At 71.9% G+C, this 14,885-nt stretch carries 14 protein-coding genes and 1 pseudogene; 8 read left to right on the forward strand and 7 right to left on the reverse strand.

Features of this window, described 5'->3' with window-relative positions; translation table 11 throughout:
• Positions 1-36: 36 nt before the first annotated feature.
• A complete protein-coding gene (locus tag RM788_RS40780; RefSeq protein ID WP_315925324.1) occupies positions 37-228 on the forward strand; it encodes a DUF3072 domain-containing protein in 192 nt (63 codons plus the stop codon).
• A gap of 77 nt (positions 229-305) precedes the next feature.
• Here RM788_RS40780 and RM788_RS40785 read toward each other — a convergent pair whose 3' ends face one another.
• From RM788_RS40785 to RM788_RS40800, 4 genes and pseudogenes are all read right to left on the reverse strand, one after another.
• Positions 306-2,162: a protein kinase domain-containing protein gene (locus RM788_RS40785; protein ID WP_315925326.1), complete on the reverse strand. Its 1,857-nt coding sequence runs from the start codon at positions 2,160-2,162 to the stop codon at positions 306-308.
• A 9-nt stretch (positions 2,163-2,171) separates the two neighbouring features.
• On the reverse strand, positions 2,172-2,630 hold the full coding sequence (locus RM788_RS40790; RefSeq protein WP_315925328.1) for a winged helix-turn-helix transcriptional regulator: 459 nt from the start codon (positions 2,628-2,630) through the stop codon (positions 2,172-2,174).
• Positions 2,627-3,547 (reverse strand): annotated as a pseudogene (locus RM788_RS40795) (LLM class F420-dependent oxidoreductase); the annotation flags it as partial. The gene RM788_RS40790 and the pseudogene RM788_RS40795, both read right to left, overlap by 4 nt.
• Before the next feature lie 24 nt (positions 3,548-3,571).
• Complete coding sequence (locus RM788_RS40800; RefSeq protein ID WP_315925330.1) at positions 3,572-4,681, reverse strand: acyl-CoA dehydrogenase family protein; 1,110 nt, start codon at positions 4,679-4,681, stop codon at positions 3,572-3,574.
• A gap of 445 nt (positions 4,682-5,126) precedes the next feature.
• On the opposite strand from RM788_RS40800, the gene RM788_RS40805 reads away from it, so the two are divergent.
• The 6 genes from RM788_RS40805 (at position 5,127) to RM788_RS40830 (ending at position 11,178) form a co-directional block, all read left to right on the forward strand.
• Positions 5,127-6,203, forward strand: a complete 1,077-nt coding sequence (locus tag RM788_RS40805; protein ID WP_315925332.1) for a quaternary amine ABC transporter ATP-binding protein — start codon at positions 5,127-5,129, stop codon at positions 6,201-6,203.
• Positions 6,203-8,173, forward strand: a complete 1,971-nt coding sequence (locus RM788_RS40810; RefSeq protein ID WP_315925335.1) for an ABC transporter permease subunit — start codon at positions 6,203-6,205, stop codon at positions 8,171-8,173. Before RM788_RS40805 ends, RM788_RS40810 begins: the two co-directional genes overlap by 1 nt.
• A 50-nt stretch (positions 8,174-8,223) precedes the next feature.
• A complete protein-coding gene (locus RM788_RS40815) occupies positions 8,224-9,204 on the forward strand; it encodes an ABC transporter substrate-binding protein (RefSeq protein WP_315925337.1) in 981 nt (326 codons plus the stop codon).
• 57 nt (positions 9,205-9,261) lie between these two features.
• A complete protein-coding gene (locus RM788_RS40820) occupies positions 9,262-10,074 on the forward strand; it encodes a lytic polysaccharide monooxygenase auxiliary activity family 9 protein (protein WP_315925339.1) in 813 nt (270 codons plus the stop codon).
• A gap of 170 nt (positions 10,075-10,244) precedes the next feature.
• Complete coding sequence (locus tag RM788_RS40825) at positions 10,245-10,568, forward strand: hypothetical protein (RefSeq protein WP_315925341.1); 324 nt, start codon at positions 10,245-10,247, stop codon at positions 10,566-10,568.
• Between the two features lie 103 nt (positions 10,569-10,671).
• A complete protein-coding gene (locus RM788_RS40830) occupies positions 10,672-11,178 on the forward strand; it encodes an MmpS family transport accessory protein (RefSeq protein WP_315925342.1) in 507 nt (168 codons plus the stop codon).
• Here RM788_RS40830 and RM788_RS40835 read toward each other — a convergent pair.
• Entirely contained in the window at positions 11,150-12,100 is a 951-nt protein-coding gene (locus tag RM788_RS40835; protein ID WP_315925343.1) for a LysR family transcriptional regulator, read from the reverse strand. The two genes, RM788_RS40830 and RM788_RS40835, sit on opposite strands and share 29 nt — an antisense overlap.
• Positions 12,101-12,199: 99 nt before the next feature.
• Between RM788_RS40835 and RM788_RS40840 the strand changes: the two genes are divergently transcribed.
• Entirely contained in the window at positions 12,200-13,453 is a 1,254-nt protein-coding gene (locus RM788_RS40840) for an MFS transporter (RefSeq protein ID WP_399345251.1), read from the forward strand.
• Between the two features lie 3 nt (positions 13,454-13,456).
• On the opposite strand, the gene RM788_RS40845 is transcribed toward RM788_RS40840, so the two are convergent.
• Entirely contained in the window at positions 13,457-14,092 is a 636-nt protein-coding gene (locus RM788_RS40845) for a DUF4360 domain-containing protein (protein WP_315925345.1), read from the reverse strand.
• A gap of 100 nt (positions 14,093-14,192) precedes the next feature.
• Positions 14,193-14,822: a DUF4360 domain-containing protein gene (locus tag RM788_RS40850; protein ID WP_315925346.1), complete on the reverse strand. Its 630-nt coding sequence runs from the start codon at positions 14,820-14,822 to the stop codon at positions 14,193-14,195.
• Positions 14,823-14,885 lie beyond the last annotated feature (63 nt).

Here is a 14,885-nt window from a genome sequence, read left to right on the forward strand (position 1 = left end):
TACCGCGAACAGGTGTTCGAGCGGAAGGAGAAGGCCATGACCGGAACGCCGGAGAAGGACCTCGACGAGTGGACCACCGGGGACGAGCCCATCACCGGGCCGCAGGAGTCCTACCTGCACACCCTGGCGCGCGAGGCGGGCGAGGACGTGCCGGACGGGCTCACGAAGGCCGAGGCGTCGCAGATGATCGACAAGCTCCAGCAGGAGACCGGACGCGGGGCCAGTTAGGGCGTGTTTCCCGGATCTCGTTCGATGGGAGTCGCGCCTGGCCCGACTACTGCGAACACGGATCCGGGAAATACGCCCTAGCCGCTCGAGGTGCAGGTGCGGGCGGAGGAGCCGCGCTGGTTGCCGGGGTCGTCGAGGCCGATGGCGAGGATCTGGAAGCAGTACGGCCGTGCGGCCGTGTCCAGGCCTTCGAGCAGGTGGGTGGTCGTACCGGCGGCCACGGTGACCAGCGGTTCGGGCTTCTTGCCGGTGACGTCGACCACGACGAACTGCGCGCGGCCGCCGCTGGGGTCCGACCAGGACAGTTCGACGCTGGTCGCGCCGAGCACCTCGACTCGGTTCAGCACCGGTGAGAACACCGGATCGGTGCCCGCACGCACGCTGGCGGAGGTGTCGGGAATGCTGGGCGGCGGGGTCTGGGATGTCACCGAGGTCGTGGGTGGTGTGGCCTGCGCCTGGTCGTCGGGCCCGTTGAGGGCCACGCCCAGCGCGGCGCCGCCGACCACCGCGACGATCGCCAGCGGTACCAGCCAGCGCAGGTGGCGGCGTGGCACGGGCGGGTCGGCGCGCGGTGCGGCGGACGGCTGCGTGACGGGCTCGTGGACGACGGGGCGAGTGGTGGGCGGCACCACGGCCACCGGTGGCGGGGTGAACGGCACGACGGGGATCGAGGGCGCGAACGGCGCCGGCCGCGCGGACACCACCGAGGTCGGTGGTTCGGGCTCGTCGTCCACGGCGGACTGGTCGCCGGAGGCCGGTTCGGCGGGTGCGCCCTCCTCGAAGGGGAGCACGTTCTCGCGGGGGCCGAAGTCCGGTGCGACCGCGTCGGCCGGGTTGCCGGGGCGCGGGCCGAAGTCCGGCACCTCCGGCTCCGCGGGGTGGTGGCGGACGGTCAGGTCGGCCAGCCGGTCGGCCCACGTCTTCGGCTCCTCGACCACCGCGGCGGGCTTGGGCTCCTCCGCCCGCGGCCGCGGCCCGAAATCGGGGAGCGCGGTCGGCCCCTCGGGGTAGACCTGCGGCGGGGCAAGGGGAAGCACGGCCCTGGTGCTGTCCGGGTCCACAGTGGACGGCGCCCACGCGGTGTCCACGGCGGCCAGCGCCGCGCGCAGCGACGCGGCGTCGGGGAACCTGTCCTCCCGCTCCTTGGCCAGGCACCGGTCGATCACGGCCACCAGGTCCGGCGGCACGTCGGCGCGCCGCAGCGCGCGCGGCTCGGCCGACCGGACCCGTCCCAGGTAGGCCAGCACCGCGTCCTCGTCCGGGTCGTCCGAGGAGAACGGTGGCTTGCCATCCAGCAGCGTGAACAGCGTCGAGCCCAACGACCACAGGTCGTCGGCCACCGCGGGTTTCTGCCCGTCGATCGTCTGCGGCGCGGCGTGCCGGTAGCTGACCAGTTGCAGCGACGCGGAGTGCCCGGCGTCCACGGCGCGGGCGATGCCGAAGTCGGCCAGCACGTGGGAAGTGGGCAGCACCAGGATGTTCTGCGGCTTGACGTCGCGGTGCAGCACGCCCTGGCCGTGCGCGAACGCCAGCGCGTCCGCGACGGCGACGCCCGCGGCGACCACGTCGGCCACCGGCAGCGGACCGCGGGCGAGCAGCCGGTCGTGCAGCGAGCCGAGGTCGTGGAACTCCATCACGATGCACGGCCTGCCCTGCACCACACCGGTGTCCAGGACCGTGACGATGTGCGGGTGCTGCCTGCCGAGCCGGACGGTGATCTCCAGTTCGCGGCGGAACCGGGCGAGGGTGGCGTCGTCGGCCGCGGCCAGCACCTTGACCGCGACGTCGCGCCCGAGACCGTCCTGCCGCGCCCGGTACACGGTGCCCTCGCCGCCCTGGGCGACCATCCGGAAGTCGCTGTACCCGGCGAGGGTGATGCCGCTCCCGGTCGTCGCGCGCGGCGCCCAGGCCATCAGCTCGTCGTCAGTCGCCACGCCCCGATCCTACGGCCGACCAGGGCCGGGTTCCGGTGCGACGGACTCGGTCGTCACCCCTCCGCCGCAGTGCGCGCAGACCAGCACGGGGTCGGTGATCGAGCCGCACGCATGGTGCCGCAGCACGACCGGCGGCCCGCCCGGCCCGGCGAGGTGCGTGTCCCCCCACTTCATCAGCGCCACGATCGCCGGGAACAGGTCCCGGCCCGCCCGCGTCAGCCGGTACTCGTGCCGGTCCGGCTCGGCGGCGTAGGGCACGCGGTCCAGCAGACCCGCGTCCACGAGGGTGCGCAGCCGCGCGGACAGCGTCGGCCTGGGGATGCCCAGGTTGCGGGTCAGCTCCCCGAACCGGCGCACCCCGAAGAACGCCTCGCGCAGGATCAGCAACGTCCAGCGCTCGCCGACCAGTGCGAGCGCCCGGCCGACCGAGTCGGCCTCGAACCGCGGCGGCAGGTCGTGCACGCTCACCCCACCGCGGCCAGGACCCGACGCCCGGCCGGGTCGTCGGCGGTCGACGGCGCGACGCCGACGTGGTCCGCGCCCGCCCGGTGGTAGTCGGCGATCCGGTCGCGCACGGCCGCGGCGGAACCCATGGCGCACACCGCTTCCAGCAGCTCCCGCGGCACGGCCTCGGTCAGCGCGCGCCGCGGTGCGCCCGCTTTCGCCTGCGCCACCAGGCTTTCGTGGCCCAACGCCGAGAACATCTCCGCGTAGCCGGGAGCACGCAGGTACAGGGCCAGCTGCTCGGACACCTGCCGCACCGCGTCCGGGCCGGTATCCAGCGCCGCCGTCACCCACACCGCGAGCCGGGGCGCGGGCCAGCCGGCGGCTGCCGCGTGCGCATCGACGACCGCACGGACACGGGCCACCTGCTCTGGTGCCACGAGGTTCAGCACCACCTCGTCCGCCTCCTCGGCCGCGACGCGGGTCATCGCCGGACCGAACGCGGCCACCGACACCGTCGCCTCCGGCAGCGGGTGCCGAAGGCGGAACCCCCGCGCCCGGACGTGGTCGCCGTCCACCGAGATCCGCCCCCCGGCCAGCAGGCCGCGCAGCGCCCGCACGGACTCGCGCATCCGCGGCGCGGCGCCGCGCCACGGCCGGTCGTGCCACCCGGTCACGATCGCCGGGCTCGACGCGCCCAGCGCGACGTCCACCCGCCGCCCGGTCAGCGCCGCGACCGACGACCCCCCGAGCGCCACGGCCACCGGGCTACGCACCCCGGCGGCCAAGGGGCCGATCCGCAGGCCGATGTCGTTGGTGTGCAAGCCGATCGCGGTCGCCGGCGCGAACGCGTCGAACGTGGCCATCTCGCCGATCCACAGCGTGCCGAACCCGAGCCGGTCGGCCTCGACCGCGATCTCCACGGCCTCGCCGTCGGGCCGGTCGAGCCAGCACGACGCCGACGCTCACAGCTGCTCCGTGCGGGTCGGCAGGCCGAGGAGCAGCCGTCCGGCCAGCTCGTAGCTCGCCGGGTTGACCTGGAAGTGCGCGGTGGCGGTGTGCGCGTCGCGGAACCGGCGCTGCAACGGGGAATCCTCGTAGATCGCCGCGCCCGCGCCGAGGTCGTACATCGAGGTGACCACCTCGGCGGACGTGCGGGTCGCGTGCGTCGCGGCGAGCCGCAGGCCGGTCCGGGCCGACTCCGACACCGGGTCGGTGCCCTGCGCCTCCTGCCAGGCCCGGTCGACCGCGTCGAACACCAGCAGCCTGGCCGCGCGCAACGAGGCCTCGGCCCGCGCCACTTCGGCCTGCGTCTGGGCGCGCTCGGCCAGCGTCCTGCTCGATCCCGTGGACCGCTTGTCCACCGCCAGGGCGGTCAGGTCGTCGACGGCGCCGCGGGCGTTGCCGAGCGCCGCGACGGCGATGGACAGCGCGAAGAACCCGAAGACCGGGAACCGGTAGAGCGGGGAGTCGTCCCGCGGCCCGTCGAGCACCGACAGCACCCGGTGCTCGGGCACGAACACCTCGCGCGCCACGCAGTCGTGGCTGCCGGTGCCGCGCAGCCCGCCGGTGCGCCAGGTGTCCAGGACCTCCAACTCGGCCTTGGGGATCGCCGCGACCCGCGGCCCGACGCCGTCGAGCACGCACCCGGCGAACAGCCAGTCCGCGTGCGGGATGCCGCTGCAGAACGCCCACCGCCCGAACACCACGATGCCGCCGCCGTCGACGGCCCGCGCCTTGCCCCGTGGCGCCCACACCCCGGCGGCCACCACGTCGGGCGGTCCGAACACCTCCTGCGCGCCCTCCGGCGGCAGGTAGGCGGCCAGCAGGCTGCTCGTGGCCGCGATCGACACGCACCACCCCGCCGACGCGTCACCCCGCGCCACGGTCTCGGCCGAGCGCAGGATCGCCTCCGGTGTCGCCAGGGTCCCGCCCAGTTCCACGGGCAGCCCGGAGCGCAGCAGCCCGGCGTCCTTGGCGGCGGCGAGCACCGGGGGAGCGAGGGCGCGGGCCGCCTCGGTGTCGCGGGCGAACTCCCGCGCCACCTCGGCCACGGCTGCGGCGGATTCGAACACGAAGCCTCCAGGTTGTCGGTTCAAAATGTTTACCGTGCTGGTGGCGGGAGGGTCAAGGGTGGTTCGCGGTGCCCGAGACAAGCCACCCGCGGTGGCGAAACGTGTGAACAGTCCTAAAAGGATGATCAGGTCGCCTCCGGTCGCCCGGAGGCCTTCCGGCTGACGGCGGTGTCCCGAAGAGCACGTTTCGCGGTTCGCGAGGGCAGAGGTGGGACGACCGGATAGGCGGACGTTCAAGAGGATCGATCTTGGTCACCGGCCGTCCACTGTGGATCGGCAGCGGGTGAAGCCGCCGGTCCGGGTCGTGTCGGCCGGATGGTCGTGGCGTTACAGTCGCGCGACCGGGCCTACTTGACCTTGACGGGGGTTCGACCAGGGTCGATGCTGTCGCGCATCCAGGAACAATGTGCGCGATCCGCAACACGCACGGTTTGGAGAGACGTACGTGGCGGCCCAAGATGTCGAGGTCGGACCGGTCGGTGTCGAGCAGCCGGACCCGGTGATCTCCGTGCGGGATGTGTGGAAGGTCTTCGGCCCCAAGGCCGAAGCGGTGCCGGGGTCGCCGGAGCTGTGCGCGCTGTCGCGGCGGGAGCTGATGGAGCGGACCGGCTGCACGGCCGCCGTCCGCGAGGTCGGGTTCGACGTCGCGCCGGGCGAGGTGTTCGTGGTGATGGGGCTGTCCGGATCGGGCAAGTCCACCCTGGTCCGCTGCCTGACCCGGCTCGTGGAACCGACCTCGGGCCAGGTGCTGTTCGAGGGCGAGGACATCCTCGCGGCGGATCCGAAGCGGCTGCGCGAACTGCGCCGCAACAAGTTCTCCATGGTGTTCCAGCACTTCGGCCTGCTCCCGCACCGCAGGGTCCTGGACAACATCTCCTACGGCCTGGAGATCCGCGGCGTCCCGAAGGCCGAACGCGCCCGCCGCGCGATGGAGGTCGTCGAACTGGTCGGCCTGAGCGGGTACGAGAAGTCCTACCCCGACCAGCTCTCCGGCGGTATGCAGCAGCGCGTCGGCCTGGCGCGCGCCCTCGCGGGCGATCCGGACGTGCTGCTGTTCGACGAGCCGTTCTCCGCGCTCGACCCGCTGATCCGCCGGGACATGCAGAACGAGGTCATCCGGCTGCACCGCGAGGTCGGCAAGACGATGCTGTTCATCACGCACGACCTGGCCGAGGCGCTCAAGCTCGGCGACCGCATCCTGATCATGCGCGACGGCAAGGTCGTCCAGGTCGGCACCGGCGACGAGCTGGTCGGCGCGCCGGTCGACGACTACGTGCGCGACTTCGTCCGCGACGTGCCGCGCGCGAACGTGCTGACCCTGAAGTGGATCATGCGCGATCCGCGCCCCGACGACGTGCTCGACGGCCCCGAGCTGGGCCCGGACGTCGTGGTCCGCGACGCCACCCGCGCCGTGCTCGCCGCCGCGGCGCCGGTCAAGGTCGTGAAGGACGGCGAGCTGCTCGGCATCGTCGGCGACGAGGAGATCCTGGCGGTCGTGGCCGGGCAGGAGGCGGGCGCCTGATGGCGGCGGTCGCACTGTCCCGTGTGGACTTCCGACGTCCTGGCCGGGGCGCTGTCATCGCGCTGGTCCTGGCCCTGTGGCTGGTGTTGTGGGCCCTGCTCAGGGGTCTGCACACGCTCGCGCTCGGTCCGGCCCAGCTGACACCGCTGCACCAGGCCGTCAACGACCTCAACGACTCCATCGGCGCGAGCCGCAACACCAACCCGCTGTTCCTGTACTTCTTCAACGAGATCCGACTCGTCATCGACGAGTTCGTCACCTTCCTCCAGTCGCTGATCGCGCAGCCCGCGTTCGGCAGGCCGCTGCCGCTGATCGGCTGGCTGGGCGTCGTCGCGCTGGCCGCGTTCGTCTCCTACGCCGCGGGCGGGGTCCGGGTCGCGCTGCTCGCGGCCGCGGGCTTCACCTTCCTCGGCCTGCAAGGGCTGTGGCAGGAGAGCATGGACACCCTCGCGCTGACGTTGGCGGCGGTGGTCATCGCGCTGCTGTTCGGCATTCCGATCGGCATCTGGGCCGGGCTGTCGGACCGGGTCAACCGGATCGTCACGCCGGTGCTCGACTTCATGCAGACCATGCCGACGTTCGTCTACCTCGCGCCGCTGACGCTGTTCTTCCTCATCGGCCCGGCGTCGGCGACCATCGCGACGCTGGTCTACGCCGCACCGCCCGCGATCCGGCTCACCGCCCACGGCATCCGCAACGTCCCCGGCGACACCGTCGAGGCCAGCGCCTCGCTCGGCGCGACCAGGGGCCAGACGCTGCGGAAGGTGCTGCTGCCCACCGCGAAGCGCACGATCGTCGTCGGCGTCAACCAGACCATGATGGCCGCGCTGTCCATGGTCACCATCGCCGCGCTGATCGACGCCCCCGGCCTCGGCAAGACGGTCATCAAGGCGTTGCAGACCCTCGACGTCGGCACCGCGTTCAACGCGGGCCTGGCGATCGTCGTGCTGGCGATCGTGCTCGACCGCGTGACCACCGCGGCGGGCAACCGGGTCGAACGCGCGCGGCTCGACCGGCGGCCGTGGGCGGCGCGGGCCAGGCAGGGCGGGCTGGTCGGCGGGGGAGTGCTCACCCTCGTCGCGATCTGGCTGTCCTACACCTACGTGTGGGCGGCGGAGTTCCCATCCGACGTCGAGATCGGCAGTTCGATCGCCAAGGGCGTCGCCTCCGCGACGGACTGGGTGCAGAGCAACCTGTCCGGCATCACCAACGGCGTCAAGGACTTCGTGACGCTCCTCCTCGTGGACCCGTTGCAGTCGCTGCTGACCGGCTCGCCGTGGTGGCTCGTCGCCGCCGCCGTCGTCGCGATCTCGGTGGTGCTGGGCGGGATCCGGGCCGCCATCGGCTCCGCGGTGTGCCTCGGCCTGCTGGTCGCCACCGGGCTGTGGCAGGACAGCATGGCGACCCTGGCGTCCACGCTCGTCGCGACCGCGGTCGTCATGGTGCTCGGCGTCGTGGTCGGCGTCTGGATGGGCCGCAGCCCCGGCGCGGACCGGGTGATCAGGCCCGTGCTCGACGCGGCCCAGACCATGCCCGCGTTCGTCTACCTCGTCCCGTTCCTCGCGCTGTTCGCGGCGAGCCGGTTCACCGCCATCGTCGCCGCGGTCGTGTTCGCCGCGCCGGTGGCCGTGAAGATCGTCGCCGACGGTGTCCGCGGGGTCTCGCCCACCACGGTCGAGGCCGCCACGGCGTCCGGGTCGAGCACCTGGCAGACCATCACCAAGGTGCAGCTGCCCATGGCGCGGCAGGCACTGGTCCTCGCGACCAACCAGGGGCTGATCTACGTGCTGTCGATGGTCGTCGTCGGCGGTCTCGTCGGCGCGGGCGCTCTCGGCTACGACGTGGTGGCCGGGTTCTCGCAGGGGCAGCTCTACGGCAAGGGGCTCGCGGCAGGTCTGGCCATCGTCGTGCTCGGGGTGCTGCTCGACCGCCTCACCCGCGCCGCCGCCGCCAGGTCCGGCCGGGCCTGAACCAGTGGAAGCGCCACCCCCGAGGTGGCGGAACGAGGAGGTTCGATCACGTGGCACTGAGCGGCAAGACCGGCATCCGCGGCGCGGGCGTGGCGCTCGCCGTCGCGCTGACCCTGGCCGGGTGCGGCGGCGCGAAGGTCGGTGACACCGGCAGTGCCCAGTCCGGGGCCACCGGCGACTGCGGGACCTTCAACATCGCGATCAACCCGTGGGTGGGCTACGAGGCCAACGCGGCCGTGCTCGCCTACGTGGCGGAGAAGGACCTGGGCTGCAAGGTCACCAAGAAGGACCTCAAGGAAGAGGTCGCCTGGCAGGGCTTCGGCACCGGCGAGGTCGACGCGGTGGTCGAGAACTGGGGCCACGACGACCTGCGCGCCAAGTACGTCGACGACCAGAAGACCGCCGTGTCGGCCGGATCCACCGGCGTCACCGGGCAGATCGGCTGGTACGTCCCGCCGTGGATGGCCGAGAAGTACCCGGACATCACCGACTGGAACAGCCTCAACAAGTACGCCGACCTGTTCAAGACCTCCGAGTCCGGCGACAAGGGCCAGCTGCTCGACGGCGACCCCTCGTTCGTCACCAACGACGAGGCGCTGGTCAAGAACCTGAACCTGGACTACAAGGTCGTCTACGGCGGCAGCGAGACCGCGCTCATCCAGGCGTTCAAGCAGGCCGAGGAGAAGAAGACCCCGGTCATCGGCTACTTCTACTCCCCGCAGTGGCTGCTGTCGCAGGTGAAGCTGGTCAAGGTCAAGCTCCCCGCGTACACCAAGGGCTGCGACGCGGACGCGGAGAAGATCGCCTGCGACTACCCGGACTACGACCTGGACAAGATCGTCAGCAAGAAGTTCGCCGACGGCGCCGGGCCCGCGTTCCAGTTGGTCAAGAACTTCAAGTGGACCAACGAGGACCAGAACCTCGTCGCGAAGTACATCGCCGAGGACAAGATGTCCGCGGACGCGGCGGCCAAGAAGTGGGTCGAGGACAACGCGGACAAGGTCAAGGCCTGGCTGCCCGCGGGCAAGTAGGAAGTTCACCTGAACGTTCGCCGAGCGCCATCCGTATCCCCACGTGGAGGTGGGCGAGTGCGGACTCGTGCATGGTGGTGGGCGTCCGCGGTCGCGGTCCTGTACACGGCTCTCGCCGTCGGGACCGCGTCCGCGCACGGCGCGGTGGTGGCACCGGTCAGCCGGTCGGCCGCGTGCGGGGCCGACGGCGCGCAGCCGCCTCCCGCCGCGTGCAAGGCGGCGCTGTCCGCCAGCGGCCCCAAGGCCTCCGCGGAGTGGGACAACATCCGGGTCGCCAACGTCAAGGGCCGCGACCGCGAGGTCGTCCCGGACGGCAAGCTGTGCAGCGCCGGGCTCCGCGAGTACGCCGGGCTGGACCTGGCGAGGGCGGACTGGCCCACGTCGAAGCTCGACTCCGGGGCCGTGAAGTTCACCTACCGCGCGACCATCCCGCACAAGGGGACGTTCCGGCTCTACCTGACCAAGGACGGGTACAAGCCGGAGAACGCGCTGCGCTGGGCGGATCTCGAAGAGCAGCCGTTCATGACGGTGACGGACCCGCCGCTGGTGAAGGACGCCTACTCGCTCGCCGGGACCCTTCCCGCGGGCAAGGAGGGGCGGTACCTGATCTACACGATCTGGCAGAACTCCGACACCCCGGACACCTACTACTCGTGCTCCGACGTGACCCTGGTGGCAGGCGCCTCGCAGGCAGGCGCCGCACCGCAACCCGGATCGCCGCAGCCCGGCTCCACGGCCGTCGCCGCGCCACCGCAGGTCGACCGGCTGGCTTCGCTGGCCTCCGCCAAGGGCGTGCTGATCCCGGCGGGGATCGTGGTCCTGGGCGTGGTCGTGGTGGGTGGCGCGCTGTTCTGGCGACGGCGCACCTAGACGTTCTGGCGAGCCCGCACCGGTGGCACAACGCCGTGCCGCCGGTGCGGGGTTTCAACCGTCCGGAGTGGACTGGGTGGATCATCCGGAGTGGCCACCCGATCGGGCTGTAGGCGTAACGCGCAGGCACAGCGCGTCGACCCTCTGTGCGACAACAGAGGAGGACGTCGATGCCCGATTCGACCGCCAACACCGATGAGCCGGCTTTCGCACCCGTGGTGCAATCGGACACAGGTCCGGGAAGCGGCCCTTCCTGGCAGCAGCTCTTCGCCGACGCCTCGCTGAACCGGATCCGCGAACGGGACACGGCCGAGGCCACGCACATCCAGGCCACGACCGAGGTGGTGATCGTGCTGCACTCGATCCGGAGGATCCTGCTCTGGACGGCGGTGATCATCCCGATCGTGGTGACGACGCTCGGGCTGATCCTGATCATCGGGGCGGCGTCGGAGTCGAAGCCGTCGACCTGTTCGGTGTACTCCACGTCGTGCTGACGGCGGTACGGGTCGCCGGACCCGCCAGGCACGGGTGTAACGGTGCGGGGGTGGAACGCGACGCTTGAGGGGTCCCCCTCGTGTCCGTTCCAGGAGTGCATCGATGGCGCAAGTCCCGGCTGGCTCGGTGTCCGCGAGCGGCAAGAAGTGGCTGTGGATCGTCGGACTGGTCGTGGTGCTGCTGGTGGTCGGGTTCGTGGTGAGCCGCGGGTCCGGTGGTTCGACGGCCTCGGCGCCCGCGCCCACGACCAGCGTGTCCACCGAGGCCGCGCGGCCGGGGTTGGAGACCGCGCCGTCGGCGCCCGCGGCGCGGCCGCCGGTGGTGCACATCGTGGTGTACGAGGTGACCGGGTCGGGGTCCGGCACCGTGACGTACTCGACGGACGGTGCGGGCGGGACTGGGGTGGCGACCGATGTGCCGCTGCCGTGGAGCACGACCGTGGAGTTGCCGGTCGAGGCGGGGACCCAGAGCGTTTCGGTGGTCGCGGACGGTGGCGCTTCGGAACTCGGGGCGCGGATCACCGTGGACGGGGAGGTCGTGAAGGAAGGCGGTTCCAGTCCCGCCTACAACTCCGTGTCGCTCACCGCGAACGTGGGCCCGCAGGCCTGAGGCGGGGATCCTCCGTCCACTTGGGTGTCCACGTGCCGGTGGCCGGTGGTGCGGTGCCGAGGTGGGCGCGGAGCGCGGTCAGCGCCGGGTGCGGGTTGTCTTCGCGCCACACCAGCGAGTGCGGGTACACCGGGACCGGGTCGTGCAGGGTGACGCGCCGCAGGTCGTAGTCGGCGGGCCAGAGGAGTCGGGACTGCTCGCCGATGAAGCTCGCCACCGTCGACGAGGCGGCGAGCACGTCGAGCAGGGGCTCGGTGCCGAAGTCGGGGCCGGTCGCGTCCACGGTGAGGCCGAACGCGGCGGCCAGGTCGCGGTAGAACGCGCCCCACTCGGTCGGGGCGCCGATGCCGGGCATCCAGATCGGGTGCCCTTCGAGCGCGGCGATCGGGATCGCGCCCGCGTCGGCGAGTTCGTGGGCCGGTCCGGTGAGGAGCTGGACGGGCTCGTGGCGCACCCGCTCGGCGCGCACGCCGTCGGGCAGCGCCGCCGCGGCGACGGCGCGGAAGGACACGTCGACCGCGCCGGACCGGATGGCGTCGACGGCGGTGTCCGCGTCGGGGAGCGTCACGACGTCGAGTCCCACGTCCGGGTGCGCGCGGTGGAAGTCGCGCAGCAGGTCCGCGGGCGCGAGCCGCCGTCCGATCACGTCCACGCACAGCGCGCGGCGGCCGGGGCGCACCGAGGCGGCCGCCCGTTCCTCGGCCCGCAGGAGGTCACGCGCGTGGCTCAGGAACGCCCGCCCGTCCGGGGTGAGCAGCGAGCCGCGCGCGGTGCGGGTGAACAGCCGCACGCCGAGGTCGTTCTCCAGTGCGGCGATCCGCTTGGAGACGGCCTGCTGGGTGACCGACAGCTCGGCGGCGGCGTCCTGGAACCGGCCCGCCTCCGCGGCGGCCACGAAGGTGCGCACGGCGTCGAGGTCCACGACGGCCGACTCTAGGGCCCGGCCCACAACCGGTGGTTGTTTGACCCGCCGGTGCGCCGCTCGCTTGGATCCACGGGACTGGGGGAGGAGTCCGGAGTGGTGGGTCGGCGGTCGTTGGGGCGGCGGTTCGGGTGGCTGTGGGCGGCGTACGCGACGAGCGCGTTCGGGACGCGGCTGGCGTTCGACGCGTTCCCGCTGATCGCGGTGCTGGTCCTGCACGCGGGACCCGCGGAGGTGTCGGTGCTGGCGGCCGCCGGGCTGGCGGTGGGGGCGGTGATCGCGGTGCCGCTGGGCGCCTGGATCGAGTTCCGGCGCAAGCGGCCCGTGATGGTGGCGATGGACCTGGTGCGGTTCGTCGCGCTGGCGAGCGTGCCGGTCGCCTTCGCGTTCGGCCTGCTGGGGTTCGCGCAGCTGCTGGTGGTGTCGATCGTCGTGGGCGCGGCGGACATCGCGTTCCAGGCGGCGAGCGGGGCGTACCTGCGGGCGCTGGTGGCGCGGGAGGACCTGCTCGTGGCGAACGGCCGGTTCGAGTCGACGGCCTGGACGACCACGATGCTCGGGCCGCCGTTGGGCGGGGCCGCGATCGGGCTGTTCGGGCCGGTGACGACCGTGGTGGCCGACGCGGTGAGCTACCTGCTGTCGGCGGCGGGGCTGCGGGCGATCGGTGGTGACGAGCCGCGCCCCGTGCGGAGCGGTGCGCCGCCGCGGGGGCGGGACCTGGTCGAGGGGTGGCGGTACGTGCTGGGGCACCCGGTGCTGCGGCCGCTGTTCTTCAACACGGTCCTGGTCAGCGGCCTGATCATGGCGACCGCGCCGCTGCTGGCCGTGCTCATGCTCGGGCCCCTCGGGTTCGCGCCCTGGCAGTACGGGCTCGCGTTCGCGGCGCCCTGCGTCGGCGGGCTGATCGGTGCCCGGCTGTCGCCGGGGCTGGTCGGGCGGTTCGGGCGGCACCGGGTGGTGCGCGTCGTCGGAGCGCTGCGGGCGTGCTGGCTCGTGGGGCTGGCGTTCGTCCACTCCGGCACGTCCGGGCTGGTGCTGGTGGTGGTGGTCGAACTGGGGCTGATCACGTGCATGGGCGTGTTCACCCCGGTGTTCGCCACCTACCGGCTGGAGCAGGTGCCCGCCGACCGGCTCGTGCGCACCCTGTCGGCGTGGTCGATCACGAGCAAGGCGACCATCGCCGTCATGACCGCCCTGTGGGGGCTGCTGGCCGGTCTCACCGGGCCGCGCACGGCGGTCGGGATCGCCGGACTGCTCATGCTGGCCACCCCGTTCCTGCTGCCCCGGCACGAGCGCGCCGACGAGCCGGGGCCCGCGGTGGAGGACACCGCGGACCCCGGCCTCAGGCGTTGACCATCAGGTGCACTGCTTCCAGGCGAAGTGGTACGTGGTCTCGATGCTGCCGTCGGTCGAGTCCATCGCCATGAAGCTGGTCGTCTTCTTCGGGTCCGACGTCCCCGCGGCGACGCGCAACTCGGTGTTGATGTTGAAGTTGCGCAGCTCGCCGCACGGCGAGTAGACGATCGCGGCCACCTCGGTGCTGTCGGTGGCCTGCCAGTCGTCGCTCATCGGCCCGTTGTAGGAGTGGGACTTGTACGACGTGGGCGACATGCCCTGGAAGTAGTAGTTGGCCCGCTCGGTGCCGCTGGCGCCCGCCTCCAGGTGCGCGAACCCGCGGTAGTCGGCCTGGGCGATGCCGTAGGTGAAACCCTGCGGCACGTTGACCCTCAGGTTGAGCTGGCAGTTCTTCCGGAAGTCGGTGGGCAGCGCGCCGATGCCGACCTGGGCGAGGAAGTCGCTGTAGGTCACCGTGAACGCCTTGTTGTCCGGCGAGACGGCCACCGCGGCCGTGCCCGTCGGGCAGCCCGACCCGAGAACGGTGACGACCTCGATGGTGATGTGGTCCGGAGGGGGAACGATGCCCGGTGCGCCGCCGGGTGGGAACGTGATCGTGGACAGGGCCATGAGGGCGGCCGTGATCGCACTGAGCATGGGTGCACCTTTCTGAATGCGGTCATCCGTGAAATGGCGGCGCGGCGAATGAAAACGTTTCTAAGGGCGATGAAAACGTTCTAGACGGCCCAGGGGAATATCAGGGGCACTGTTTCCACGCGAAGTGGACTGTCGTTCGAACGCTGCCGTCGGTCGAGTCCATGGCCATGAAGCTCGTCGTTTTCGTGATGTCCGAGGTGCCGGCACTGACGCGCAATTCAGTGTTCAGGTTCAGGATCTTCTGCTCGCCGCACGGCGCGTAGACGATCGAGGCGACGTCCGTCTTGTCGGTGGCCTGCCAGTAGTCGTTCAGCGGCCCGCTGAAGTTGTGGCTCACCTGCGTCGTCGGCGAGTTGCCCGCGAAGTAGTAGTTCGCCTTCTCCAGTCCCTTGGCGCCCGCCGCGAGGTGGCCGAACCCCCGGTAGTCGGCCTGGGCGACGCCGTAGGTGAAGCCCTGCGGGTAGTTCACGCGCAGGCTGAGCTGGCAGTTCTTCCGGAACTCCGTGGGCTCCGCACCGACACCGATCTGGGCGAGGAAGTCGCTGTAGGTCACCGTGAAAGCGGTGTTGTCGGCGGACGGCGCCACCGCCGCGGTGCCCGCTGGGCAGCCGGATCCGTTGACCGTGACGACGGTGACGGTAATGCGCTCGCCCGGCGGGGAATCGGCGGTCGTGGCAGGCGCTATGACCGTGGACAAAGCCATGACGGCAGCTGCCATCGTAGTGAGCATGGGGATACCTTTCCGATACCTCTCGACCTGATGGCGGCGCAGGAACCGAACGGTAGCGCAAAG

The organism is Umezawaea sp. Da 62-37, from assembly GCF_032460545.1.
Taxonomy (GTDB): Bacteria; Actinomycetota; Actinomycetes; order Mycobacteriales; family Pseudonocardiaceae; genus Umezawaea.

Bases quoted from the DNA above. Each gene is read 5' to 3' on its own strand.
- RM788_RS40780 (WP_315925324.1), top strand. From the start codon at position 37: ATGACCGGAACGCCGGAGAAGGACCTCGACGAGTGGACCACCGGGGAC.
- RM788_RS40810 (WP_315925335.1), top strand. From the start codon at position 6,203: ATGGCGGCGGTCGCACTGTCCCGTGTGGACTTCCGACGTCCTGGCCGG.
- RM788_RS40825 (WP_315925341.1), top strand. From the start codon at position 10,245: ATGCCCGATTCGACCGCCAACACCGATGAGCCGGCTTTCGCACCCGTG.
- RM788_RS40830 (WP_315925342.1), top strand. From the start codon at position 10,672: ATGGCGCAAGTCCCGGCTGGCTCGGTGTCCGCGAGCGGCAAGAAGTGG.
- RM788_RS40845 (WP_315925345.1), bottom strand. From the start codon at position 14,092: ATGCTCAGTGCGATCACGGCCGCCCTCATGGCCCTGTCCACGATCACG.
- RM788_RS40850 (WP_315925346.1), bottom strand. From the start codon at position 14,822: ATGCTCACTACGATGGCAGCTGCCGTCATGGCTTTGTCCACGGTCATA.